The following is a 22,623-nucleotide window of genomic DNA, read 5'->3' on the forward strand; positions in this document are numbered from 1 at the left end:
CCGTGGGCCTGGGAGGTGATGGCGGCCCGCCGACCGGGCTCATCCGGCGCCGATCGCGCCGGTCTCGGTGTCGATGCTGACCTCGTCGGCCCAACTCATCGACATCGTCGTGTCGTCGGGGAACTCGAGGGGGAGCCAGACGTAGCGGGAGTCGTTGACCGGACCGTCCCACGCTCCCGCCCAGCGGTCGCCGAGGTAGAGGTAGGAGGTCTCCTCGCTGCCCTGGATCGGGAGCACCCACGCGGTCTGGGAGTCGTACGTGGTGGAGTCGCCGATGTTCGTCATCGCGCTCCAGCCGGTGGTGAGGTTGGTGGTGGTGGCGTACTGCTGTTGGTTGGGGTCCCAGCCGGTGGCGCCTGAGGTGAGCATGAAGTAGACGCCGTTGCGTTTGAACAGGGCGGGGGCCTCGCGGTGGCCGCTGGGCCAGGGGTTGGCGACCAGGGCCTCGACGTCGGTGTAGTCGTCGGTGAGGCGGTAGATGTGCAGGTCGTAGTTCTCCCGGGCGGCGGAGACCATGTAGCCGGTGCCGTCGTCGTCGACGAAGACGGTGATGTCCCGGGACATGTGGCCCAGCGGGCGGAAGCTGCCCTGCCAGGCGTAGTCGCCGTCGACGGTGTCGGAGACGGCCACGGCGGCGCGGGCCTCGCTGTAGTCGGAGCCGTTCTCCTTGTGCGCCCACATCACGAACTGCCCGGTGGCCTCGTTGTACATGACCTTCGGCCGTTCGATGTTCGCGGTGGCCAGTTCCGGGTCGGTGGCCTCGGTCAGGACGTGGTTGCGGAACTCCCACGTCCTCAGGTCGGTGGAGCGGTAGGCGGAGACGTAGCGGAAGGTGTTGTCGTCGTTGCGGTTCTCCCCGAACCAGTAGTAGTACTCACCGACCCTGATCACCCCACCGCCATGCGCGTGCACCGGGTTCCCGTTCGGATCGGTGAACTGCGTCCCGTTGACGACGGTCACGGGCGCCGCCTCGGCGGGGTGGGCGAGCAGGAACGGGGCGAGCAACGCGACGACCGGGAGCAGGACGAGGCGCCAGATACGTGGCGTGGGGTGCGCGGCGTGCGTTCGGTGCTGGAGGGACATGAGGCGACTCCTGGTGTGGGGGTGAGGAGCTCCCCGCCGTCCGTGCGGGGTCGTGCCTGCGAGGGGCTGCCATCGAGGGCACGTGCCGTTCAAGGTCAACCGAGGCGCACACAGAGTCAATTGATCCGACGCGAATCGATCAGGATTGATCAGAATCGATCGTCGTGGCGGGTTGCTCCGCCGGCGGATTCGGGCGCGGATAATGCACGCGAACCCCCGCACGCGTCACCAGGAGCGCCGTTGAGCCGCGAGATCGACATCCTCGTTCTGGGAGGTGCCGGCGTTGACACGATCGTCTATGTTCCCCAGCTTCCGCTTCCTTTCGCCGACAGCTACCACGTCCCGGCCATCGAAACCCGAGCCGGCCAGACCGGGGACTTCGTGGCGCTGGGACTGCACGCGCTGGGACTGCGCACCCACCACCTCGACCTGATCGGGGCCGACCCCGAGGGCGAGCTGGTGCGCGCGTTCCACCGGCAGCGCGGCATCCCCCTCACCGACCTGCCGCTGACCGCCGGCACCAGGCGCGCGGTGAACCTCGTCGGCCCCGACGGGCGGCGGCTCTCCCTGTACGACATCACCCGCAGGAGCGACGACGACCGGCTGCCGCCCGCGACGGTCAGCGCCCTCGCGGCGCGCAGCCGCCACGCGCACGTCGCCATCACCCATCCGTGCGCCCTCGCCCTGCCGGCGCTGCGCGAGGCGGGCGTCACCGTGTCGACCGATCTCCACGACTGGGACGGCGCCAAGCCGTACCACGAGCTCTACGCCCACGAGGCCGACCTCGTCTTCCTGTCCACCGCCGCCCTGCCGGCCAGCCCGGAGCGCACCATGCGGCGCATCGCCGAACGCGGCCGCGCCGAAACGGTCATCGCCACCGCCGGGGCCGAGGGCGCGTACCTGCTGCACGACGGCGAACTCACCCACGTCCCGGCCGTCGCGCCTCCGGGCGAGGTCGTGGACACCAACGGCGCGGGCGACGCGTTCGTCTCGGGCTACCTCTACGGCTGGCTGACCGGCGAGCCCGCGCACCGCTGCGCCCGTTACGCCGCGATCGCCGCGGCCTACGCCTGCACGCTCCCCTCGTCGACGGCCGACGCCATCGGACGGGAGAAGTTGCTGGCGCGGGCGCGGGAACTGGACGCGCTGGCCCCGGCCAACGACACGGAAACGGCCACGACGACCGCCGCCGAGCGTGCGTGACGCTCACGGGGTCTCACTGCGCATCGGCGCCGCTGGGCCGGGGCGGGTTAGGGTCGCGGGATGACGCACGAGGTGGAGGCGACGGTCCGGGAGTGGCGCGACGAGGAGGGCTGGGGTGTGCTGGACAGCCCACAGACCCCGGGCGGCTGCTGGACGCACTTCTCGCACGTGGAGGCCGACGGGTTCCGCTCGCTCGAACCTGGTCAGCGCGTCCGCCTCGAATGGGAGGCGCCAGGCCAGGACGGCTTCGACTACCGGGCGGTGCGGGTCGTCCCCTGAGGCCTCGGCTCTGAAGGCGAGGCTCAGGTGTCGTAGACCGTGGAACGATGCCCGAGGTGGACGACCCACACGATCAGCTCTCCGTCGTCGATCGTGTAGAGGACGCGGTAGTCTCCCACGCGCAGGCGGCGGCGGTCAGGCTGCGACACGAGTGCGGTGGTGTTGAAGCCGAGCGGGTCGCTCTCTAGTTCGGTCAGCTTGGCCAGGACGCGGAGTGCTATGTCACGCGGAACCTTGCGTAGCTGTGCCTGTGCCTCCGGGCGGAAGATGGTGCGGTACTTACTCACTGCGTGCCAGCGTCTCCCTCATGACCTCTTCGATCGGGATGCCGGCCGCAGGGTTGGCCATGCGCTCGTCGATGATCCGGTTGATCTCGCGTTCTTCCCATTCCTGGTACTTCCGCAACACCTCGATGGACACCACGGCGGCCACCTCCTGGCCACGACGGGTGATCACTGTCGGCACGTCGTCGCGGTCGGCTCGGTCCACGACCTCGGCGAGGTGCGCGCGGATCTCGCGGATGGACTCTATGGGCACAGGTTGTGTCATGCGTCCCAGTGTACCGGAAGTACCATGTGTACACACAATTGCCTGGTTGCATCACCTCGAGTCCGCGCCGTTCGGCCTGCCGCCGGGTGGCCAGGCCACGTGCGGGACGCGGCGCGGGAGGGGCGGGCAGGCCGGCGCGCAGACGTAGAGGCTGTACGCCCGTCCGGCCTGGTCGGCGACGACGCCGAGCCGGCGGGCCGCCCGCCAGGACGGCGGCAGCCGCCGGCGGCACCGCACGCAGGCCAGGCCACGCTGCTGCTCGTCCGAGAACCGCTCCAGGTCCGGCAGCGCCTCGTCGGTCACCGTCCGCCGGCGGTCCGGCCGCCCTTGCTCAGGCGGTTCGCCTCGCTCTGCGCGTTGGCCTCCCGTATCCGCTCGCGCAGCCGGTCGGAGAGGGCCTCGTCGGTCGCCTGTTGCTGTGCGGTCGTCGGAGGTGGTTGCTCGTTAGACGCGGGCGCGGACGCGTGCACCATGTCAGCCTGCCTTCACGGGTTCCGCCACGTGGGACCTTGCTGACCTCAGCCTGTCCGCGCACAACGGCCCCGGCGTTGCCTACCAGGCATTGCCAGGGCCGTGGAGCTTCTTGACGCTCAGCGACGGAGCTGTTACACGCCGCTCCACCGGGCGAACTCCCGCAGCGGATCGGGCGCCTTGCCCCGGGCGCGGAGCAGCGTGCCGACCGTTTCGTGGACCTCGGGGTGGTAGCGCGTCAGCTGCGGTGCCTCCTGCTTCGCCTTCCGCAACGACACCAGCGCGTCGTCGAGTCGGGCCGTCCACACCTCGGACTTCGCCTTCCCGATCCAGAAGCCCGCCGCGCGGGTCGGCGGATAGCCCTGCGGAAGCCGCACCCGGGCCGCGTGCTCCAACGCCCGCACGTGGTCGTCCTGACTGGACGCGGCGGCCATCTCGTTGAGTGCCACGTTCAACGGGCCGAAGGCCATCGCGTAGTCGTTCGTCTCCCCGGTGACCGCCGCGAGCTCGCCGGCCTGGCCCAACCAGTCCGCCAGGCCGCTCGCGTCGCACTGCTTGGCGGCCATCATCGCGGCGCGGAGCTGCAGCGTTCCGCGCACGGCCCTGGTGGCTCGTTCCCCGTCGTCGTCCAGGTCCCGCAGCGCGAGGCGCATCAGCGCCACAGCGCGATCGGGGCGCGAGCCCTCCGCGTGCGTGATCTGCGCCCGCTCGTACCGCTCCACGGCCACGTGCCGCTTGTCGCCGGACTGCGGCGCCGCCACCGCCATCCGGGACAGCGCGAGCCGGGACAGGTCCATGTACCCCATGCGGTAGGCCACGATCGCCGCCGTGCGGGCAACCTCGGCCTGCACGGAGTAGGCGCGCTCCTGGTTCCGGCCCGACCGGCCGTGCAGCTGCGTGAGCAGCGCCGACTCGACGATGAGACCCGGGAGTTCCTCGGCGATCGCCGCGAACTCCGTCCTGACCCGTAGCCTCACTATGCGCGCCGTCTCCGCCTCCAGCACCTCCAACGGACGGGGCGGCGGCTCGCCGTCCGGCGGCAGGTCCCAACTGTCCAACGCGCTGCTGATCGGCGCCAGCATCGCGTCCAGCCGGTCCTTCTGCAGCATCGTGATGTAGGGCTGACCCCGCAGCACCGCCTCCCCGACTCCCAGCGCCCGGGCGACGGAGGCGACGACGCCGGGGGTGGCGTAGCGCTGGCCGCGTTCTATCCGGGAGAGCTGCGGCGCCGAGACATGGGCCCGGCGGCCGAGCTCGGAGAGGGAGAAGCCGCGGATGGTCCGCAGCTCCTGGATCCTGGTGCCGATGGTCCTCGCGGAAACGTCGGTGTCGTCAGTCATCCCGACTCCCGGTGTTTTGTCGTGACACCACGCACGCTACTCCCGCCGGACCCGGAGCGACATCGAACAACCGGCCCCGGTTCACGAGGTCTTCGGAGAACACGCGGCCGGGGCGGCCCCTGGTTGGGGCGGCCCCGGCTGGGGTGTGGCTGGGTCAGCGGGGTGGGGCGGGGAGGGTGAAGGTCCAGCCCTGGGCCTTGAACTCGGGGATGACCGTGCTCACGGCGGAGACGGTGGCGCTGCGGTCGCCGCCGCCGTCGTGCATCAGGACGACCGCGCCGGCGGTGATGCCGGACCTCAGGCGTTGGGCCAACTGGTCGGCGCTGGACGGCTCCCAGTCGTTGATGGCCAGGCGCCAGCCCAGCGGCTGCATGCCGAGGCTCGCGGCGACGCCCGGGGTCTGGCCCCAGCTGCCGTTGGGGGCGCGGAAGTACGGGATCGGCGCACCCGGGGCGGCGGCCTGGATCGCGGCGGTGGTCTGTTCCAGGTCGGCGCGGATCTGGTCGGGCGACCAGGAGCCCATGTCGCTGTGGTTCCAGGAGTGGTTGCACAGGGTGTGGCCGTCCGCCACGATCTGCCGCACCAGGTCGGGGTTCTGCTGCACGTGCTCGCCCCACAGGCAGAACACCGCCTTGACGTTCTGCTGGCGCAGCACCTCCAGCAGGGCCGGCGTGTTGGACGGGTCGGGACCGTCGTCGAAGGTGAAGGCGACGGTCTGACCGCTGACGCCGGTCGAGTCGATGATGGTGGAGTCGGCCAGGGTGCCGGTGCCCGGGCCGCCGTCGCGGCTCGCCTGGGCGGTGCCTCCGGTGGCGGTCAACGCGGCGGCCAGGCACAGGCCGAGGCAGGCCAGCAGCGACAACAGGCGGAACCGGGCACGGGAGAGGCGTCGTGCCCCCGTCCCGCGAAGGTCGTCGATGAAGTGCATGCGTGTCACTTGTTCCCTTCCGGCCCCTGGATTCGTGGTGTGCGGTGGCGTCACGGCTGCGACATCCAGGGCGGCGGTCACCCGAATGTCGCGATCATGACAATCTGCTTGCTGATGACCCAGGAGCCGGGTCCCGGCTGGTGACTCGGATCGACGGAGGGTCAGGTTCGTCGATGCGGAACAGTGTTGGACTGGCCGGTGGGGCTGTCAACAGTTTCCGCAAAAGTTCCGGTAGCTGCGGCTCGGAGGCGAAGCGCCTGCAGCGCGTACGTCCCAGGTCAGTGAGTGGTCTCCGTTCGGGGATGGGGCGCTGAGGGGGCAGTATCCGTTGCCGAGGCTCGGATCGCTCGACTTTGGACCGATAATTATCGGAAGGGTTCCGGAATTTTTTGTGCGAATCATGGAGGGCGGCGGGCGAACTCGGCTACTCCTCGTGACGCATGCCGACGGGCTCTCCACGCTTCCCGACGCCATGGCGGAGGCCGCGTGTGGGGCGATCGCCGGGGCCGGGTTATGCGACCGGCGGGGCGGGATACCCAGAGCCGTCGGGGCCGCGCCGAACCACCGGAAGAGGCGCCGGAAGATGACGCGCTGCCCGACGGCACAGCCCACGCTGTCGGCCCGCCGACGCGGCACCGTGTGTTTACGGTCTGGGTGTTCGGGCAGGTGAGGGATTAGTCGTGCTTCGGACTGGAGGCACATCTCGCGGGAGTGGTTTGGCCTCCTGTGTGTGCTCTGGTCCGGGCGCTCCCGCGGTGTTGGGTTTGGTCCGCCGAGGAGGGAGCGTGAGTGTGATGGCTGGTACACAGGTTTCGCGGAGGTCGCGTCGTCGGCACCCGCATCACGACACTCCGGATACCGCTGAGGCGTTTGTGCGGTTGGCGGGGATGGAGCCGGGGGCGGCGCGGGATGCGTTGGTGGAGGAGATCGTTCGGGCGTGGATGCCGATGGCGGGGCGGTTGGCGCGGCAGTACCGGAATCGTGGGGAGAGTCTTGAGGATCTGACGCAGGTGGCGCATCTGGGTCTGGTCAAGGCGGTCGGGCGGTATGACCCGTCGTTGGGGTCGGCGTTCGAGAGTTATGCGGTGCCGACGATTCAGGGGGAGATCAAGCGGCATTTCCGTGATCATCTGTGGGGGTTGCATGTGCCGCGGCGGGTGCAGGAGTTGCGGAATCGGGTGCGGGTGGCGCACAACGAGTTGTGTCGTTCGGTGGACGACCGGCGGGTGGATGTGAGGGCGTTGGCGGAGCGTACGCGGTTGTCGGAGGACGAGGTGCGTACGGGGTTGGACGCGATGGACAGTTACGCGGTGTTGTCGTTGGACGCGGAGCTGGCCTCGCAGGGGGAGGGGTACTCGCTGCTGGATGTGTTGGGGAAGTCGGAGGGGGCGTATGAGCGGGTGGTGGCGCGGGAGGCGGTCGCGCCGTGTGTGCGGCGGTTGCCGGAGCGGGAGCGGCGGATTCTGTATCTGCGGTTCTTCAAGGGGATGACGCAGCGGAAGATCGCCGAGGAGTTGGGGATCTCCCAGATGCATGTGTCCCGGCTGTTGTCGCGGACCTGCGCGCAGTTGCGGGAACAGGTCGAGGCCGGTCAGACCCGCGGCTCCCGCACCGCCTGACCCCCACCACAACCACACCACCCCACAGCACGAGAAGCAGGCAACGGGCCGGGGCCGCCGCGAACGGCGGCCCCGGCGCGGGTGCTGTTCCTCAGCCGAACGGCGTCACCTCGGTGGCGCCGGCAGCGTGAACGTCCAGCCCTGGGACTTGAACTCGGGGATGACGCGGGCGACGGCGTCCACGGTGGGCTGGCGGTTGCCGCCGCCGTCGTGCATCAGCACCACGGCGCCCGGGCTGATGCCGGACCTGAGGCGCTGGGCCAACACGTCCGCGCTGGACGGCTCCCAGTCGTTGATGGCCAGCCGCCAGCCCAGCGGCTGCATGCCCAGGCTCGCCGCGACACCCGGGGTCTGGCCCCAGCTGCCGTTCGGCGCGCGGAAGTACGGGATCTGGGCGCCCGGCACGGCCTGCCGGATGATGGCGCTGGTCTGCTCCAGGTCCGCGCGGATCTGGCTGGCGGACCAGGAGCCCATGTCGCTGTGGTACATGGAGTGGTTGCACAGCGTGTGGCCGGCCGCGGCGATCTGCCGCACCAGGTCGGGGTACTGCCGGACGTGGTCGCCCCACAGGCAGAACACGGCCTTGACGTTGTTCTGCGCCAGCACCTGCAGCAGGCGCGGGGTGTTGGACGGGTCGGGGCCGTCGTCGAAGGTGAAGGCGACGGTCTGTCCCCCGACGCCGGTGTCGGTGATGATCGTGGCGTCCGCCATGGTCGAGTCGGCCATGGCGGCGACGCCGTCACGCGTGGCCTGCGCCGGTCCGGCCGCGGTCAACGCGGCGACCACGCAGAGTCCGAGGGCCGCCAGCAGCGCCAGCAGGCGCCTTCTCGGCCGGCGCGGCCGCACCTCGCGGGGATCGTCCATTGCTCGCATCTGAGCTCACTCATTCCCTTCCGGCCCCTCGTTCGTGATGGTGGTGGGTGGGTGGTGCCTGGTGGTGCCGTGTGGTGCCTGGTGGTGCCCGCGTCCCTCAACGCGGGAACCAGCGGCCTAGGCCGCCGGCGCGTCGAGCCCGAAGAAGTGGATCGCCTGGGCCGCCATGCCGCTCGTCGGCAGGTTGTGTCCGACGCCGTTGAGGCTGATCGCCTCCACGGGAGCCTGGTCACCCGTGCCGCCGTAGCGGGTACGGGTCCAGGACGGCTGCGGGTTGTCCTGGTAGGACGGGGTCTGGCTGAGGCCGTGGACGTTGGTCCACTGGTCGATCTGCTCCTGGAAGTTCGGGTACCTCAGCGTGGTGTCGGCCGTGCCGTGCCAGATCTGCATCCGCGGGCGCGGGCCGTTGTAGCCGGGGTAGGCGTTGCGCACGGCGTCGCCCCACTGCTGCGGGGTGCGGTTGGTCTGGCCGTTCGCGCACTGGCTGTTCCAGCCGGAACCGTCGTTGTTCGCGAAACAGCTGTGCGGCACGCCCGCGAACGCCGCCCCGGCCGCGAACACGTCGGGGTAGTTGCCCAGCAGGACGTTGGTCATCATCGCGCCGGAGGAGGCGCCGGTGACGAAGACCCGGCCGGGGTCGGACTGGTACCGGTTCTGGACGTAGCTGACCATCGACCGGATCCCGACGGGGTCGCTGCCGCCGTCACGGCGCAGCGCCGCCGACGTGGAGACGTCGAAGCACTGTCCGCCGCGGGTGGCCGACGGGTAGATGACGATGAAGCCGTACTGGTCGGCCAGCCGGGCGAACTCGGTGCCCGAGTAGAACGCGGGACCCGAGCCGGTGCAGTAGTGCACGGCGACCAGCACGGCCGGCTGCGGCCGGACGTTGTCCGGAACGTACAGGTGCATGCGGAGACCGCTCGGATTCGAGCCGAAGTTGGTCACCTCGGTCAGGGTGGCGGCCTGTGCGGTGGACGCGGTGGGCGCGCCGAGGAACAGCGCGGCCAGCAGGGGAAGCACCCCGCCGAACAGCGTCGCGCCCAGCGCGCGGAGCCGGCGTACGGGGGAACGTGGGGGTGAAGCGGCTCTGGTGGACATCGTGGTGCCCTTTCTAGACTGCGGTCGTGAAGGGTCTGCTCCTGCGGTTGTCGTCGCTCGACGCGGACGCCGCCGCGGCCATGCGGGTGATCGCCCACTTCCAGGCGCTGTTGAGCGACGGTGCGGTCGATCCCGTGGTGCTGGTGCGGTCGACCGCGGGTCTCGCGCAGTGCCCGGCCGGCCTGGAGCTGGCCGACGGGCGCCGGGTGCGGTTCGCCTCCGACGGAGTGGCACTCCCCGGGGTGCCCGGTCACGTCTCCGGCAGCGTGGACCTGCGCCCCGCCGGTCGGGTCTGGCTGGAGCGGGACGGTGCGGAAGGCCCGTTCGACGCGTTGCTGCTGGAGTGGATGGCGATCGCGGCAATGGTGGGCGGGCGGGGCCGGAGCGTCCCGTCGCCCCAGGCGGCCGATCCCGCGCTGGTGGAGCTGGTGCTCTCCGAGCGCGAGGCGATCGCGGACCGCACCAGGGCGTTGCGGCTGCTGGGTCTGCACCCGGGGCTGCCGCTGCGGGTGGTGGCCGTGTCCGGCGACGCGGGCGCCGACCCGGGCATGGAGGCCGTGATGCTGCTGGCCCGCTGCGAACTGCCCGCGGCGGTGCGGGTGGCCACCGTGGGCTCGCTGGCCGCGGGGCTCGTCCAGCCCCACGACGGCACGGACTCCCCGGCCGGCCCTCTCCGGGAGGCGATGACCGAACGGAGGCACGAGCGACTGCCCGGCGGCGAACGCTCCCGGGGCCTGAGATTGGGGGTCGGCGGCAGCGTCGCGCCGGCCCAGGCGGGTGCCTCCTGGGCGCAGGCCAGGATCGCGCTGCGCTTCGCGGTCACCGGCGTGCCCGAGGAGGAGGTGGCTGACCATGACGCGCTCGGCCCGCTGGCGCTGCTCGCGGAGGTGCCCGCGGCGCGGCTGCGGTCCGAGCCTGGGGTACGCGCCCTGGCCGAGTTGTCCGGACAGGACGGCGGCGCGCTGAGCCTGGCCGCGCTGGCCGCGTTCTGTCGGACCGGGTCGTTGCGCCAGGCCGCCGCGGCGCTGCATCTGCACCACAGTTCGGTCGCGGCCCGGCTGTCGGGCGTGGAGACGGCGCTCGGCTGGCGGCTGCGCGACCCGAACGATCGGCTGCGCGCCCAGCTGGCGCTGTACGCCTGGAGGCTGTCGACGGGGGAGTGAGGGGCCCTGCTGTGCGGCTGGTCGCCGGGCTGGTCGGGGTTGGGTGCCTGGCGGTTGACGGCCGGGTCTCGGGGACCGCCCGGTGGGGGGCTCACCGGGCGGTCCCCTTCCGCAGCGCCGCCATCGCTTCCGCCGTCACCCGGCGGGCGATGCCGGCGTGGGTTACGGCCGCGCTGCCGTGGAAGGTGCCGGGATAGCACCGCAGTTCGGCGGGAACCCCCGCCGCCTGGAGTGCCTCGGCGTACGCCACGCCCTCGTCGCGCAGCGGGTCGAACTCCATGACCGCCACGAAGGCCGGGGGCAACCCGGCCAGGTTCGTGGCGCGGGCCGGGGCGGCGTACGGGGAGACGTCGGGGCAGCCAGGACCGTCGGGACCCAGGTACGCCTCCCAGCTCAGCTGGGCGTTGCGCCGGTTCCACACCGGCGTGTCGGTGTAGCGCAGCGCGCTCTCCGTGGCCAGCCGGTCGTCCAGGGCCGGGCTGTGCAGGTGCTGGTAGCGGATCGGCGGGCCGCCGAGGTCGCGGGCGACCATGGCGATGCCGGCGGCCAGGCCGGCCCCCGCGCTGTCGCCCCACAGCCCGATCCGGTCGGGGTCGACGGACAGCTCCGCGGCGTGCTCGACCAGCCAGCACAGCCCGGCGTAGCAGTCGTCGAGCGCGGCGGGGAAGGGGTGCTCGGGGGCGAGTCGGTAGTCCACGGAGACCACCACGGCGGGCAGTTCCCGACAGAACCGCAGGTTGGTGTCGTGGTCGACGTCCGGCGAGCCGGCCACGAAACCACCGCCGTGGATGCTGTAGACGGCCGGAAACGGGCCCTCCGCGTCGAGCGGCCGGTAGACGCGCAGCGGTACCTCGCCGGCGCCGTCGGGTCCCGGTGCGCGCGCCTCGCGGATCTCCACGCCCCGCTCGTCGGCCTCCGCGAGGGCCACCTCCAACTCGGCGGCCCAGGCCGCCCGGGCGGCGGCCAGGTCGGAGATGTCCACCTCGGCCATCATGGCCACGGCGGCGGCCAGTTCCGGGTCGAGGGGGTAACCCATGACTTCTCCGTTCGCACTCCGTGGGGCGCGCGGCGCGGTGCCGTCGCCGAGTACGGTCCCACGGCGCGGGCGCGACGGTCAGCAGACGAGCGTCGGGGAAACGTGGGGCCGGGCCCGACACCCGGCGAAACCCGAGGACTCCGCGCCGGAGCCGCCGCCCGGCACCGCTCCGCCGCAACCGGCCTTGTCCGGTCGGCGGCCACCCGACCCCGGCCCTCCGCCGGGCCCGCCGGCGGACCCTCCCGGCGCGGCCGACCGCCGACTCCGGGCGCCGACGCCACCTTGACGCGGCACGTCGCCGTTCATAGGGTCACCGCCCCGCGGGCACCTCGCCCCGGAACCCCGTACCCCGGCGCCCGGCCGCCCGGCCCCGCCGCCCCCTCGACGTCCCCCCGACGTCCTTCCGTGAAGCTCGCGAAGGAGCCGCACACCGTGAGAAGAACCCCCTCGATCGCGCGCCTCATCGCGGCCGCGACCCTCCCCGTGGCGCTCTTCGCGACGTCGTCCGCGGTCGGGTCGGCGGTGGCGCCGACCAGCGCCGCCGCGTCGTCGGCCGAAGCCGCCGCGCACCGGCCGAAGGCGGACCCCGCGTGGGTCGACACGTGGACCGCCATGCCGCAGCTCACCGAGCCGTCCAACATGCCGCCGCCGCCTTTCACCACCGACCAGGGCGTCCTCGACGACGCCACCCTCCGGCAGACCGTGCACGTGACCACCGGCGGCGACCAGATCCGCCTGCAGTTCTCCAACGAGTTCGGCGGCGCGCCGCTGCCCCTCACCGCCATCTCCGTCGCCCTGCCGCTGGACGGCGGGGCCGGCGTCAGCGCCATCGAGCCGGGCAGCTCCCAGCCGGTCACCTTCGGCGGCGAGTCGTCCGTGACCATCCCCATGGGCGCGCGCTACGTCTCGGACCCGCTGGACCTCGATCTGGCGGCCGGATCCAACCTCACGGTGACGGTCTACCTCGCCGACGGTCAGGCGTCGCAGTCCATCACCTCGCATCCGGGCTCGCGCACCACCTCCTACCTGGTCTCCGGCAACCACGTCGCGGACGAGACCCTGTCGGGCGCCACCAGCACCGACCACTGGTACTTCCTGAGCGCCGTCGAGGCGTGGTCCACCGGCGTCACCGCGACCGCCATCCTCGGCGACTCGCTGACCGACGGCCGGGGCTCCACCACCAACGGCAACAACCGCTGGCCCGACCAGCTGTTCTCCCGGCTCCAGGCCGGCTACGGCACCGACGACGTGTCGGTGCTGAACCAGGCGGCGGGCGGCAACCGGGTGCTGAACGAGGGCCTCGGCCCCAGCGTGGTGTCCCGGGTGGACCGCGACGTGCTCGCGCGCAGTGGCGTGAACCGGCTGATCATCTTCGAGGGCGTCAACGACATCGGCACGGCGGCGGCCACCGAGGCGGCCCAGGAGGCCGTCGCGGCCGACCTGATCACCGCCTTCGACCAGATCATCACCCGGGCGCACGCGCACGGCATCGAGGTGTACGGCGCGACGCTGCTGCCGTTCGGCAACAACACCGGGTACGACGACGCGGGAGGGCTGCGTGAGGGCGCCCGGCAGACGGTCAACGACTGGATCCGCGACAGCGGCCGGTTCGACGCGGTCCTGGACTTCGACGCCGCGGTCCGCGACCCCGCCCAGCCCGACCAGCTCCTGCCGTCCGTGCACGACGGCGACTGGCTGCACCTGAACCCCGAGGGCTACGGCCTGCTGGCCGCGGCCGTGCCGCTGAACCTCTTCCGGTGATCGTCCCGTTCGGATGACACGCTGACCCCGACACGGGCGGCCGGACCGGCCGTCCGTGTCGGGCAGATGTGCTGGAGGTTCCCGACGACTGTCTGATGACGTGCGCGGGTGGACGTGCCAGTGTGCTGGCGTCCGCACCGTCCTGAGCCGTCGGAGCAGCCCGTGTCCCCACCCCTGAGTTCTCGCTCGACCCGTCTCCTCCCCGCCCCGGCCCGGAGGGCGGTGGCACTGCTGCTCGGCACACTGTCGCTGCTCCTGGTCGCGTCCCCCGCCTCCGCCGGGCCCGCCGCGGCGGGCCCGGGCCACGCCGCCCGAGCCCCGTGGACGGGCACCTGGTCGGCCACCATGACCACCGTCCCGGCCTCCGACGACACCACCTTCGAGGACCAGACGCTCCGTCAGGTGGTGCGCACCAGCATCGGCGGCGACGAGCTGCGCGTTCAGCTGTCCAACACGTTCGGCACCGAGCCGCTCGTCGTGGGCGAGGCGCGCGTCGCCCGGCAGGCGCCGGGCGGCGCCGGCCACCGCACCGTGCCGGCCAGCGACCGGGCGGTCAGGTTCGACGGCGCGCGGGGGGTGACCATCCCGCCGGGCGAGTCGGTGTTCAGCGACCCGGTGAGGCTGTCCCTCCCCGAGGCGGCCGACCTGGTGGTCAGCGTCCACCTCCCCGAGCCCACCCGCGGCAACACGGTCCAGGCGTTCTCCAGCGAGGAGAACTACGTGGCGGCCGGCAACGTCACCGGCGACAGCACCATCACGCCCACCGCGACCAGCGACCGGTGGCACTTCCTCAGCGGCATCAGCGTCCGTTCCCGCGACTGCGACCGGCCGCCCTCGGCCGTGGTGACCCTCGGCGACTCCATCACCGTGGGGTCGAGCGTCAGCGCCAACCACCGCTGGCCGGACTTCCTGGCCGAACGGCTGCGGTCGTCCTGGTCCCTACCGGACATCGGGGTGCTCAACCAGGGCGTCAGCGGCAACCGCCTGCTGCACGACCCCAACCCGCCGGCCGGCCACGACGCCGAGGACTTCGCGGCGCTGTTCGGGGAGGCCGGCCTCAAGCGCTTCGACCGCGACGTGCTGCGGCAGCCGGGCGTCGAGTACGTCGTCGTGGCGCTCGGCGTCAACGACATCGGGCACCCCGCCAGCGGCCTCGTGCCGGAATCGGAACGGATCACCGCCGAGGACCTCATCGACGGCTACCGCCAGCTGATCGACCGCGCGCACGACCGCGGCCTGGAGATCTTCGGCGCCACCATCGCCCCGTTCCGGGACACCCCGCTCGGCTTCGACACCCCGGAGAACCAGTCCATCCGGCAGGCCGTCAACGAGTGGATCCGCACCAGCGGGGAGTACGACGGCGTGATCGACTTCGACGCCGCGCTCCGCGACCCCGCGCAGCCCGACCGGCTGCTGCCGGCCTACGACAGCGGCGACCACCTGCACCCCAACGACGCGGGCAACGAGGCGATGGCCGCCGCCGTCCCGCTGCGGCTCTTCGGGAGCTGACCCGAGGAGCCAACCGGGAGCCCCGCCGGGAGCCCCGCGCCGGTCACAGGCGCGGGGCTCCCGTCACCGGCTTGCGCAACCGGGAGTCCGCCGGTGAGGGTCCCGCGCCGGTCACAGGCGCGGGGCTCCTGTCACCGGCTTGCGCAATCGGGAGTTCGCCGGTGAGGGTCCCGCGTGGGTCCCAGGCGCGGGGCTCCTGTCACCGGCTTGCGCAATCGGGGAGTCCGTCGGTGAGGGTCCCGCGCGGGTCCCAGGCGCGGGGTTCCTGTCACCGGCTTGCGCAATCGGGAGTTCGCCGGTGAGGGTCCCGCGCGGGTCACAGGCGCGGGGCTCCCGTCACCGACATCACCAGGGAGTACAGCGAGGTCGTGGCGGCGATGAACATGCGGTTGTTCCTCGGGCCGCCGAAGGCGATGTTGGCGGCCGGCTCCGGGACCAGGAGCCGGCCGATCAGCGTGCCGTCCGGGTCGTAGCAGTGGACGCCGTCCTCGATGGCGGCGACCCAGAGCCGGCCCTCGTCGTCGAAGCGGATGTTGTCGAACGCACCGTCCCCCGGCCGGCACGCGGCGAAGACCTCGCCGTCGGAGAGCGTGCCGTCGTCGCGCACGTCGAAGACCCGCACCTGGTTGTGCCGGGTGTCGGAGACGAAGAGTCGCTTCTCGTCCGGGGAGAACACCAGGCCGTTGGGGCCGAGGAAGCCGTCGGCGGCCAGCCGCACCTCGCCCGTGTCCGGGTCGACCCGGTAGACGTTGCACGCGCCGATCTCGCTCTCCGCGCGGTGTCCCTCGTAGTCGGTGATGATCCCGAAGTCGGGGTCGGAGAACCAGATCGAGCCGTCCGCGCGGACCACCGCGTCGTTCGGGCTGTTCAGCCGCCGGCCCTGGTAGCGGTCGGCGATGACGGTCACGGAGCCGTCGGGCTCGGTCCTGGTCACCCGGCGGTTGCCCTGCTCGCAGCTGATCAGCCGGCCCTGCCGGTCGACCGTGTTGCCGTTGCTGTACCCGGCCGGCGCGCGGAACACCGAGACCGCGCCGGTCGCCTCGTCCCAGCGCAGCATCCGGTCGTTGGGGATGTCGCTCCACACGAGCTGCCGCCAGGCGGGCAGGTAGAGCGGCCCCTCGGCCCAGCGGCAGCCGTCGTGCAGCCGCTCGAACCCGCTGTCGCCGAAGGTGCACCGCCCGGTCCGGAACCGCTCGTCCAGGACCTCGTACACCCCGTTCACCACGTCGCCGGACATCGCCTCTCCCACCGTCTCGCGCTTCCTCGCTCATTCGGACTCAACGTATCCGCTCCCGGTGCGCGGCGAACGGGTAGCGTCGGCGCGTGCTGTTCGACCCGCGCGACCCCGGCTTCCTGGCAGATCCGTATCCCGCGTTCGCCGCGTTGCGGGAGCGCGGGCCCGTGCACTGGCATCCGGGCCTGGGCCTCGCGGTGGCGGTCTCGCACGCGGCGTGCTCCGAGGTGCTCAGGGACCGCGCGACGGGCCGCCTCTGGCAGGACCGGACGCCCGTCGAGGCGTTCCCCGCGTTCAACCTGCTGCACCGCAACTCCCTGCTGGAGAACGAGCCGCCGCGGCACACCCGGCTGCGCCGGCTGATCTCCGCCGCGTTCGGGCGCGGCCACACGGCGCGGCTCCAGCCCTGGGTGCGCGCCGTGGCCGACGATCTGGTGGCCGGGCTCGCGGCGGCCATCGACGCCGAGGGCTCCGCCGATCTGATGGCCCACCTGGCGGGGCCGTTGCCGGTGGAGGTGATCGCGGAACTGCTCGGGGTCCCGGCGGCGGACCGGCCGCGGCTTCGGCCGTGGTCCAACGCCATCGTCAAGATGTACGAGTACGGGCTGCCGGAGGAGGACGCGGCGGCGGCCGAGCGGGCGGCGGCCGAGTTCGTCGACTATCTGCGCGCGCTGGCCAGGGACCGGGCCGCCGCGCCGGGGGACGACCTGATCAGCGATCTGGTGTCGGTGCGCGACGGCACCGACCGGCTGTCCGACGACGAACTCGTCGGCACGGCGGTGCTGCTGCTGATGGCCGGCCACGAGGCCACCGTGAACGTGCTGGGCAACGGCGTGCGGGCGTTGCTGCTGCACCGGGACCAGTGGCGGCGGCTGGTGGCCTCGCCGGCGCTGCTGCCGACCGCGGTGGAGGAGCTGATCAGGTACGACGCGCCGCTCCAGCTGTTCGAACGGACCGCCACCGCCCCGACCTCCGTCGCCGGCTACCCGCTGGCGCCCGGCGACCGGATCGCGGCGCTGCTCGGCGCGGCGGCCCGCGATCCGGAGGTGTTCGCGGAGCCCGACACGTTGGACGTGGGCCGCGCGCCGAACCCGCACCTCGGCTTCGGCGCCGGCATCCACTACTGCGTCGGCGCGCCGCTGGCCCGGGTCGAGATCGCCGCCGCCCTCGCCGCCCTCGTCGACCGGCTGCCCGGGCTACGCCTCGTCGCCGACGAGCCCGACCGCCGCGCCGAGTTCGTCATCCGCGGCCTGCGCACCCTGCGGGTCACCACGGGCTGAACGGGTCGGCCCGCCCGACCCGTCAGGTCGCGCCTGGTCCGCGACGCCCGGCATCAGACGTCGCGGGCCCACCACCGGCGTTGGCTGTCGGACCGGACCTAGTCGGCCGACGTCTCGGACGTCTCCGCCGTCTCGGCCGGCGCCTGCTCCCGGCGGATGTCCGGCTCCAGGTAGATCACCCGGGCGATCGGCACCGCCGTCCTGACCCGGGTCTCGGCGGCGTCGATGGCCTGGGCGACCCGCCCCGCGCTGTCCTCGTGCCGGACCGCGATCTTCGCGGCCACCAGGACCTCCTCGGGGCCGAGGTGCAGCGTCCGCATGTGGATGATGCTGGTGACCGTGTCGCCGTCCACTATGGCCTCGCGGATCGCGACGACCGACTCCGGGCTGGCCGCCTCGCCGAGCAGCAGCGACTTCGTCTCGATGGCCAGCACGATCGCGATGACCACCAGCAGCACACCGATGGCGAGCGTGCCCACGCCGTCCCAGACGCTGTCGCCGGTGATCAGGGCGAGGGACACGCCGACCAGCGCCAGCACCAGGCCGACCAGCGCGCCGAGGTCCTCCAGCAGCACCACGGGCAGCTCGGGCGCCTTGGCGGTGCGCACGAAACGGGCCCAGCCCTGGGTGCCGCGCACCGCGTTCGACTCCCGTATCGCCGTGCGGAACGAGAACAGCTCGGCGATGATCGCGAAGACCAGCACGCCCACCGGCCAGTACCAGTGCTCGATCTCGTGCGGGTGACGGATCTTCTCGACGCCCTCGTAGACGGCGAAGAGGCCGCCGACGCTGAACAGCACGATCGCCACCAGGAAGCTGTAGATGTACCGCTCCCGGCCGTACCCGAACGGGTGCTCCGCGCTGGCCGCCCGCTTCGCCCGCTTGCCGCCGAGCAGCAGCAGCGCCTGGTTGCCCGAGTCGGCGAGCGAGTGCACGCCCTCGGCCAGCATGGACGAGGATCCGCTGAACACGGCCGCCGTGAACTTCGCCACGGCGATGGCGAGGTTGGCGACGAGTGCGGCGACGATCGCCTTGGTTCCCCCTGAGGCGCTCATGGCTGCTGGCTGTCCTTTCGTCGGCGTCCTCGGCCCCGGCGACCGGGTCTTCCCGGCGGGACCTTACCGGCCTCGCCGGTCACCCGGGTAACACGGCCGGTGGGCGGCCGGCGCGGTCCGCCCGAAGCGGAACGGTCCGGCACGCCGACGGGGTGCGCCCGGGGCCGTGGCCGGTCGGCGTCGGTTCCCCAGCCGGTGCGCGGCTCGCCCCGCCGGAAGGCGCCAGCGTTAGCGGGTCTCGATGAACGCGTCGGCGTCGCGCGGCGGACGAGGGCTGGGCGGGGCCGCGGCGCGACCCACCGCCACCGCGCCCATCGGGTCCCAGGAGCCGGGCAGCGCCAGCTCCGCGCGGACCACGTCGCGGCAGAACATCGTCGAGGAGACCCAGGCCGAGCCCAGGCCCTCGCCGGCCAGCGCGACCAGCAGGTTCTGCACGCCGGCGCCGGCGGCCACCACGAACATCTCCCGTTCGGCCGCCGCCCGTCGCTCGTCCGGGTACGTGTGCGCCCCGTCCGCGACCAGGCACGGCACCACCAGGTACGGGGCGCGGCGCAGCACGTCGCCGCGCGCGACCCGGCGCGCGATGCTCTCCTCGGTCCTGCCGTCGCGCCGGAGGTCGGCGATCCAGGCCCCGCGCATCGCGTCCAGCAGCCGGGTCCGCGCCTCCGCCGACTCCAGCAGCACGAAGCGCCACGGCGTGGTGTGGTGCGGGGCCGGCGCGGTGACCGCGGCGGCCACGGCGCGCCGCACCGCCACCGGGTCCACCGGTTCGTCCGTGAACTCCCTGACCGTCCGGCGCAGCGTCACCGCCTCCCGGACCGCCTCCGAGGTGCCGAGCCGGAACATGTCCAGGGCGGGGTCGCGCAGCAGGTCCCGCGCGGTGGCCGCGCCGCCCACCAGGGACGGCAGGCCGCGCAGCACGGCGACCGGCAGCCCCGCGGTCTTGCCCTTCACCAGCTCGCCGGCCGCGGCCAGTTCGTCGGCGACCGCGGTGATCGTCACGTGCAACGCGTTGCCGTGCGGGTCGGTGACCCCGCGCAGGTCGTCCAGAACCGTCACCCCGGCCGCGCCGATCGCCACGTCGGTCTGGCCGGCGCGCCACGGGCGGCCGAAGGTGTCGGTGACCACGACGCCCACCTCCACCGAGAGCAGCCGGCGCAGCCCGTCCCGTATCCGGGCGGCCGAGGCGTCCGGGTCCTCGGGCAGCAGCAGCACCGTGCCCGCCGGCGTGTTCGAGGCGTCCACGCCGGCGGCCGCCATCACGAAGCCGTGCCGGGACTCGACGATCCGGGTCGGGCCGCGCCTGGCCACCACCCGCACGGTCTCGGCGTCGATCGCGCGTTCGCGGTCGTCGGCCCGCAGCGTCCGGCCCTCGGCCTTGCTGACGATCTTCGAGGTGACGACGAGCACGTCGCCGTCGACCAGGCCGGCCGGGCCGTCGGCGGTGGCGGCCCGGGCGATCAGCGCGGCCAGGTCGTCACCCGGACGCACCTCGGGGATTCCGGGCAGCGCCCACACCCGGTACGAGGGCGCCGAGGCCGGCGCTCCCGCGGGCTCGGAAGGCGCCGTAGACCTGGGAAATGCCTCGACAGCCCGCTCGCCGGGTCCGGTCGCGCTCATACGGGGCGCGCCTCGTCGGCCAGCGTCAGGGCCTCGGTGGCCATCGCGGCGGCCGCCTCGACGTCGGTCATCAGCAGCGGCACGGCCCGGCAGCGGATCCCGTCGGCCTCCACCGCCTTCACCGCGTCGGCGTCCACGGTGTCCACCAACCAGCCGTCGAGCAGCCCCGAACCGTAGTGCTGGGCGACGTCCGCGGCCGTGGCCGGCACGCCGACGGCGGCCAGCACCTTGTCGGCCATGCCGCGCACGGGCGCGTCGCCGACGATGGGGGACAGGCCGACCACCGGCACGCCGGCGCCGGCGATGGCCTCGCGGACGCCGGGCACCGCGAGGATGGTCCCGACGCTCACCACGGGGTTGGAGGGCGGGAAGAGGATGACGTCCGCCTCGCCGATCGCCTCCAGCACGCCGGGGGCGGGAGCCGCCCGGTCCGCGCCCACGGGTACGACCGCGTGCGCCGGTACGCCGGCGCGCAGCCGCACCCAGTACTCCTGGAAGTGCACGGCCTTGCGCCCGCCCACGCCGTCGTCGATCACGACGTGGGTCTCCACCCGGTCGTCGGTCATCGGCAGCAGCCGCACCCCGGGCTGCCAGCGCTGGCACAGCGCCTCGGTGACCGCGCTGAGCGGGTACCCGGCGCCGAGCATCTGGGTGCGCACGATATGGGTGGCGAAGTCGCGGTCCCCGAGGCCGAACCACTGCGGCTCGACCCCGTAGGCGGCGAGCTCCTCCTTGACGGTGAACGTCTCGTCGGCCCGGCCCCAGCCCTGCTCCTCGTGGATGCCGCCGCCCAGCGTGTACATCACGGTGTCGAGGTCGGGACAAACCTTGAGGCCGAACAGGTGAATGTCGTCACCGGTGTTGCCGATGACGGTGACGTCCGCCTCCGGCGCGGCCCGCTTCAGGCCGCGCAGGAAGCGTGCGCCGCCGATACCGCCGGACAGAACCACGATGCGTCGCATGTGGCTCAGTCTCTCAGCAGGCCAGGGCGCTTCGCGGCAAGGGGGTGGATTGTGGCCCGTGCATGGGCATTTCGGTGAGCCCGGGGAAGTAGACGTGCAGGCTGACCGCCGGCTCCAGGGTGGCGTTGACCACCTCGTGCACGTAACCGGGGGCGAAGACCCGCAGCGACCCCGGGGTCAGCACCCGGGTGCCCCGACCCTCGGCGCATTCGGTGAGCGCACCGTCCAGCACGGTGTAGACGCCGTGCGACGGGCCGTGGTCGTGCCGGCCGCTGCCCTGCCCGGGCACCCAGCTCAGCAGCCACACCTCGTATCCGGGGCCGGTCAGCATCCGGTGGTACCAGCGGCTGACGGCGTCGAACCGGACCAGCGGCGCCCAACGGGCGCGGTCGCCGGCGATCTCGCTCGCCAGGGCGGCGAACTGCGCGACGGTGCTGGGGTGCTCGTGGGCGGGCGGCAGCAGGTGCCGGATCGCCAGCGGACTGCCGGCGATGTCGTTGTCGTTGTCCATGGACGTTCAGGTCTGCCTTGGCGTGGGTCTCGGGGAACTCAGCGGAGCCGAACGACCGTCCCGGTGTCAACCGAGCGCCGCTCAACAGCCGCATTCTTTCACCACTTCCGGTAGCTCCGGTGCCGAAAGGTTTATCCGCTTGCGAGTCGGGACAGGCGCGTCATCACCGCATCCGGTCGGCACCGAACGCCGTTGCTCATCCGTGATCCCGCTGTGATCTCGGTCGCTGTCAGGATCGGGTGGAACGTCTGCCGCGGCTGACGCGTCCCTCCTGAACAAGAGGGCAAGAAGCGTCGGAAGGGGAAGGACGGAGCCGAAGGGACGGCATACTTTGTGGCGATTTGAACACTTTCCGTACGGTTGTGGTGCCACAGGGTGAATCATCGGGTGAATGGCAGATCGTGGCTTGACTGCCGCAGATCGCCCCACCTGTAATTTCACTCGTGTCGTTCGAGCGGGATCGATAACGACAGCATCACGGGGAAGCAAAGAAGACGAGGGGCGCGCATATGACCGAGCTGTTCCACCAACTGCTGGTCGCCGAGGCGGAAGAAGAACTCGGTTGGCAGGAGCGCGCACTGTGCGCCCAGACCGACCCGGAGTCCTTCTTCCCCGAGAAGGGCGGGTCCACACGCGAGGCCAAGAAGGTATGTCTGGCCTGCGAGGTGCGCTCCGAATGCCTGGAGTATGCCCTGGCCAACGACGAACGCTTCGGCATCTGGGGCGGCTTGTCCGAACGTGAACGGCGACGCCTGAAGAAGGCCGCTGTCTGACCTCTCGCCGACCGGTCACCGATCGGCGTCGACCGGCATCGTCGCCCGGCATCGGCGACCCGCATCGCCGACCGAGAAGGCTGACCCGGCGCTGACCGAAGCGCCGCACCGAGGCCGGCCGCGTCGTTGACCGAGCGCCGACCGAGGTACCGCCGGGCCGGACCAGGCCCCGCACCGCCTCCCCCGGCTCCCCCAGGCCCACGGGACCTGGGAGGTGCCCCCAACGGCCGCCGCCCGATGGCTGACGCCCAACCAGCCGGACCGGCGCCGTCGGAC

General features: G+C 72.4%; 22 protein-coding genes and 1 pseudogene. 8 read left to right on the plus strand and 15 right to left on the minus strand.

Annotated features, from left to right (window positions below; translation table 11 throughout):
• Positions 1-66 precede the first annotated feature (66 nt).
• Positions 67-1,083: pseudogene (locus ABGB06_RS27430) on the minus strand (family 43 glycosylhydrolase); the annotation flags it as partial.
• A gap of 240 nt (positions 1,084-1,323) precedes the next feature.
• On the opposite strand from ABGB06_RS27430, the gene ABGB06_RS27435 reads away from it, so the two are divergent.
• A complete protein-coding gene (locus ABGB06_RS27435; protein ID WP_347594112.1) occupies positions 1,324-2,286 on the plus strand; it encodes an adenosine kinase in 963 nt (320 codons plus the stop codon).
• Positions 2,287-2,346: 60 nt separating this feature from the next.
• Positions 2,347-2,565 carry a cold shock domain-containing protein gene (locus ABGB06_RS27440; RefSeq protein WP_347594114.1) on the plus strand — a complete coding sequence of 73 codons (219 nt, stop codon included), beginning with the start codon at positions 2,347-2,349 and terminating at the stop codon, positions 2,563-2,565.
• A 23-nt stretch (positions 2,566-2,588) separates the two neighbouring features.
• On the opposite strand, the gene ABGB06_RS27445 is transcribed toward ABGB06_RS27440, so the two are convergent.
• The 6 genes from ABGB06_RS27445 to ABGB06_RS27470 all read right to left on the minus strand — a co-directional run bounded on the left by ABGB06_RS27445 (position 2,589) and on the right by ABGB06_RS27470 (position 5,853).
• Positions 2,589-2,852 carry a type II toxin-antitoxin system RelE/ParE family toxin gene (locus ABGB06_RS27445; protein ID WP_347594117.1) on the minus strand — a complete coding sequence of 88 codons (264 nt, stop codon included), beginning with the start codon at positions 2,850-2,852 and terminating at the stop codon, positions 2,589-2,591.
• Positions 2,845-3,114, minus strand: coding sequence for a type II toxin-antitoxin system Phd/YefM family antitoxin (locus ABGB06_RS27450; protein WP_347594119.1), 270 nt, complete (start codon positions 3,112-3,114; stop codon positions 2,845-2,847). Before ABGB06_RS27450 ends, ABGB06_RS27445 begins: the two co-directional genes overlap by 8 nt.
• A gap of 51 nt (positions 3,115-3,165) precedes the next feature.
• A complete protein-coding gene (locus ABGB06_RS27455) occupies positions 3,166-3,417 on the minus strand; it encodes a hypothetical protein (protein ID WP_347594121.1) in 252 nt (83 codons plus the stop codon).
• Positions 3,414-3,587, minus strand: coding sequence for a hypothetical protein (locus ABGB06_RS27460; protein ID WP_347594125.1), 174 nt, complete (start codon positions 3,585-3,587; stop codon positions 3,414-3,416). Before ABGB06_RS27460 ends, ABGB06_RS27455 begins: the two co-directional genes overlap by 4 nt.
• A gap of 132 nt (positions 3,588-3,719) precedes the next feature.
• Positions 3,720-4,925, minus strand: coding sequence for a helix-turn-helix transcriptional regulator (locus ABGB06_RS27465; protein WP_347594127.1), 1,206 nt, complete (start codon positions 4,923-4,925; stop codon positions 3,720-3,722).
• Positions 4,926-5,079: 154 nt separating this feature from the next.
• Entirely contained in the window at positions 5,080-5,853 is a 774-nt protein-coding gene (locus tag ABGB06_RS27470; protein ID WP_347594129.1) for a polysaccharide deacetylase family protein, read from the minus strand.
• A 794-nt stretch (positions 5,854-6,647) separates the two neighbouring features.
• Here ABGB06_RS27470 and ABGB06_RS27475 point away from each other — a divergent pair.
• Positions 6,648-7,472 (plus strand): SigB/SigF/SigG family RNA polymerase sigma factor, encoded by an 825-nt coding sequence (locus ABGB06_RS27475; protein WP_347594208.1) that lies wholly within the window; start codon positions 6,648-6,650, stop codon positions 7,470-7,472.
• Between the two features lie 105 nt (positions 7,473-7,577).
• Here ABGB06_RS27475 and ABGB06_RS27480 read toward each other — a convergent pair whose 3' ends face one another.
• Both ABGB06_RS27480 and ABGB06_RS27485 read right to left on the minus strand, forming a co-directional pair.
• Positions 7,578-8,345 (minus strand): polysaccharide deacetylase family protein, encoded by a 768-nt coding sequence (locus ABGB06_RS27480; protein WP_347594130.1) that lies wholly within the window; start codon positions 8,343-8,345, stop codon positions 7,578-7,580.
• A 117-nt stretch (positions 8,346-8,462) separates the two neighbouring features.
• On the minus strand, positions 8,463-9,443 hold the full coding sequence (locus ABGB06_RS27485; protein WP_347594132.1) for a PHB depolymerase family esterase: 981 nt from the start codon (positions 9,441-9,443) through the stop codon (positions 8,463-8,465).
• 26 nt (positions 9,444-9,469) lie between these two features.
• Between ABGB06_RS27485 and ABGB06_RS27490 the strand changes: the two genes are divergently transcribed.
• Positions 9,470-10,606, plus strand: a complete 1,137-nt coding sequence (locus ABGB06_RS27490; RefSeq protein WP_347594134.1) for a helix-turn-helix domain-containing protein — start codon at positions 9,470-9,472, stop codon at positions 10,604-10,606.
• Positions 10,607-10,697: 91 nt separating this feature from the next.
• Here the strand turns inward: ABGB06_RS27490 and ABGB06_RS27495 are convergent, their stop codons facing one another.
• Positions 10,698-11,642 carry an alpha/beta hydrolase gene (locus ABGB06_RS27495; protein ID WP_347594136.1) on the minus strand — a complete coding sequence of 315 codons (945 nt, stop codon included), beginning with the start codon at positions 11,640-11,642 and terminating at the stop codon, positions 10,698-10,700.
• 432 nt (positions 11,643-12,074) lie between these two features.
• On the opposite strand from ABGB06_RS27495, the gene ABGB06_RS27500 reads away from it, so the two are divergent.
• Together ABGB06_RS27500 and ABGB06_RS27505 are read left to right on the plus strand one after the other, a co-directional pair.
• On the plus strand, positions 12,075-13,403 hold the full coding sequence (locus tag ABGB06_RS27500; RefSeq protein ID WP_347594138.1) for an SGNH/GDSL hydrolase family protein: 1,329 nt from the start codon (positions 12,075-12,077) through the stop codon (positions 13,401-13,403).
• 222 nt (positions 13,404-13,625) lie between these two features.
• Positions 13,626-14,912 (plus strand): SGNH/GDSL hydrolase family protein, encoded by a 1,287-nt coding sequence (locus ABGB06_RS27505; RefSeq protein WP_347594140.1) that lies wholly within the window; start codon positions 13,626-13,628, stop codon positions 14,910-14,912.
• A 316-nt stretch (positions 14,913-15,228) separates the two neighbouring features.
• On the opposite strand, the gene ABGB06_RS27510 is transcribed toward ABGB06_RS27505, so the two are convergent.
• Positions 15,229-16,149 (minus strand): SMP-30/gluconolactonase/LRE family protein, encoded by a 921-nt coding sequence (locus tag ABGB06_RS27510; RefSeq protein ID WP_347594142.1) that lies wholly within the window; start codon positions 16,147-16,149, stop codon positions 15,229-15,231.
• Between the two features lie 86 nt (positions 16,150-16,235).
• Between ABGB06_RS27510 and ABGB06_RS27515 the strand changes: the two genes are divergently transcribed.
• The gene (locus ABGB06_RS27515; RefSeq protein WP_347594145.1) at positions 16,236-17,426 is read left to right on the plus strand and encodes a cytochrome P450; all 1,191 of its coding nucleotides are present in this window, start codon (positions 16,236-16,238) and stop codon (positions 17,424-17,426) included.
• 98 nt (positions 17,427-17,524) lie between these two features.
• On the opposite strand, the gene ABGB06_RS27520 is transcribed toward ABGB06_RS27515, so the two are convergent.
• The 4 genes from ABGB06_RS27520 to ABGB06_RS27535 form a co-directional block, all read right to left on the minus strand.
• The gene (locus ABGB06_RS27520; RefSeq protein WP_347594147.1) at positions 17,525-18,481 is read right to left on the minus strand and encodes a cation diffusion facilitator family transporter; all 957 of its coding nucleotides are present in this window, start codon (positions 18,479-18,481) and stop codon (positions 17,525-17,527) included.
• Between the two features lie 228 nt (positions 18,482-18,709).
• Positions 18,710-20,101 carry a coenzyme F420-0:L-glutamate ligase gene (locus tag ABGB06_RS27525; protein ID WP_347594149.1) on the minus strand — a complete coding sequence of 464 codons (1,392 nt, stop codon included), beginning with the start codon at positions 20,099-20,101 and terminating at the stop codon, positions 18,710-18,712.
• Positions 20,098-21,063, minus strand: coding sequence for a 2-phospho-L-lactate transferase (gene cofD / locus ABGB06_RS27530; RefSeq protein WP_347594151.1), 966 nt, complete (start codon positions 21,061-21,063; stop codon positions 20,098-20,100). The genes ABGB06_RS27525 and cofD overlap by 4 nt, the downstream gene beginning before the upstream one ends.
• A 13-nt stretch (positions 21,064-21,076) precedes the next feature.
• Positions 21,077-21,574 carry a cysteine dioxygenase family protein gene (locus ABGB06_RS27535; RefSeq protein WP_347594153.1) on the minus strand — a complete coding sequence of 166 codons (498 nt, stop codon included), beginning with the start codon at positions 21,572-21,574 and terminating at the stop codon, positions 21,077-21,079.
• A gap of 509 nt (positions 21,575-22,083) precedes the next feature.
• Between ABGB06_RS27535 and ABGB06_RS27540 the strand changes: the two genes are divergently transcribed.
• On the plus strand, positions 22,084-22,347 hold the full coding sequence (locus tag ABGB06_RS27540; protein WP_347594155.1) for a WhiB family transcriptional regulator: 264 nt from the start codon (positions 22,084-22,086) through the stop codon (positions 22,345-22,347).
• The last annotated feature ends 276 nt before the right edge of the window (positions 22,348-22,623 follow it).

Source organism: Streptomyces sp. B6B3 (assembly GCF_039871525.1).
Taxonomy (GTDB): domain Bacteria; phylum Actinomycetota; class Actinomycetes; order Streptomycetales; family Streptomycetaceae; genus Streptomyces.

What these genes read in the sequence shown, in the direction of transcription:
- ABGB06_RS27495 (WP_347594136.1), bottom strand. Translation starts at nt 11,642, where the DNA reads ATGGGTTACCCCCTCGACCCGGAACTGGCCGCCGCCGTGGCCATGATG.
- ABGB06_RS27525 (WP_347594149.1), bottom strand. Translation starts at nt 20,101, where the DNA reads ATGAGCGCGACCGGACCCGGCGAGCGGGCTGTCGAGGCATTTCCCAGG.
- ABGB06_RS27450 (WP_347594119.1), bottom strand. Translation starts at nt 3,114, where the DNA reads ATGACACAACCTGTGCCCATAGAGTCCATCCGCGAGATCCGCGCGCAC.
- cofD (WP_347594151.1), bottom strand. Translation starts at nt 21,063, where the DNA reads ATGCGACGCATCGTGGTTCTGTCCGGCGGTATCGGCGGCGCACGCTTC.
- ABGB06_RS27480 (WP_347594130.1), bottom strand. Translation starts at nt 8,345, where the DNA reads ATGCGAGCAATGGACGATCCCCGCGAGGTGCGGCCGCGCCGGCCGAGA.
- ABGB06_RS27540 (WP_347594155.1), top strand. Translation starts at nt 22,084, where the DNA reads ATGACCGAGCTGTTCCACCAACTGCTGGTCGCCGAGGCGGAAGAAGAA.
- ABGB06_RS27460 (WP_347594125.1), bottom strand. Translation starts at nt 3,587, where the DNA reads ATGGTGCACGCGTCCGCGCCCGCGTCTAACGAGCAACCACCTCCGACG.
- ABGB06_RS27440 (WP_347594114.1), top strand. Translation starts at nt 2,347, where the DNA reads ATGACGCACGAGGTGGAGGCGACGGTCCGGGAGTGGCGCGACGAGGAG.
- ABGB06_RS27465 (WP_347594127.1), bottom strand. Translation starts at nt 4,925, where the DNA reads ATGACTGACGACACCGACGTTTCCGCGAGGACCATCGGCACCAGGATC.
- ABGB06_RS27470 (WP_347594129.1), bottom strand. Translation starts at nt 5,853, where the DNA reads ATGCACTTCATCGACGACCTTCGCGGGACGGGGGCACGACGCCTCTCC.
- ABGB06_RS27510 (WP_347594142.1), bottom strand. Translation starts at nt 16,149, where the DNA reads ATGTCCGGCGACGTGGTGAACGGGGTGTACGAGGTCCTGGACGAGCGG.
- ABGB06_RS27475 (WP_347594208.1), top strand. Translation starts at nt 6,648, where the DNA reads ATGGCTGGTACACAGGTTTCGCGGAGGTCGCGTCGTCGGCACCCGCAT.
- ABGB06_RS27520 (WP_347594147.1), bottom strand. Translation starts at nt 18,481, where the DNA reads ATGAGCGCCTCAGGGGGAACCAAGGCGATCGTCGCCGCACTCGTCGCC.
- ABGB06_RS27535 (WP_347594153.1), bottom strand. Translation starts at nt 21,574, where the DNA reads ATGGACAACGACAACGACATCGCCGGCAGTCCGCTGGCGATCCGGCAC.
- ABGB06_RS27485 (WP_347594132.1), bottom strand. Translation starts at nt 9,443, where the DNA reads ATGTCCACCAGAGCCGCTTCACCCCCACGTTCCCCCGTACGCCGGCTC.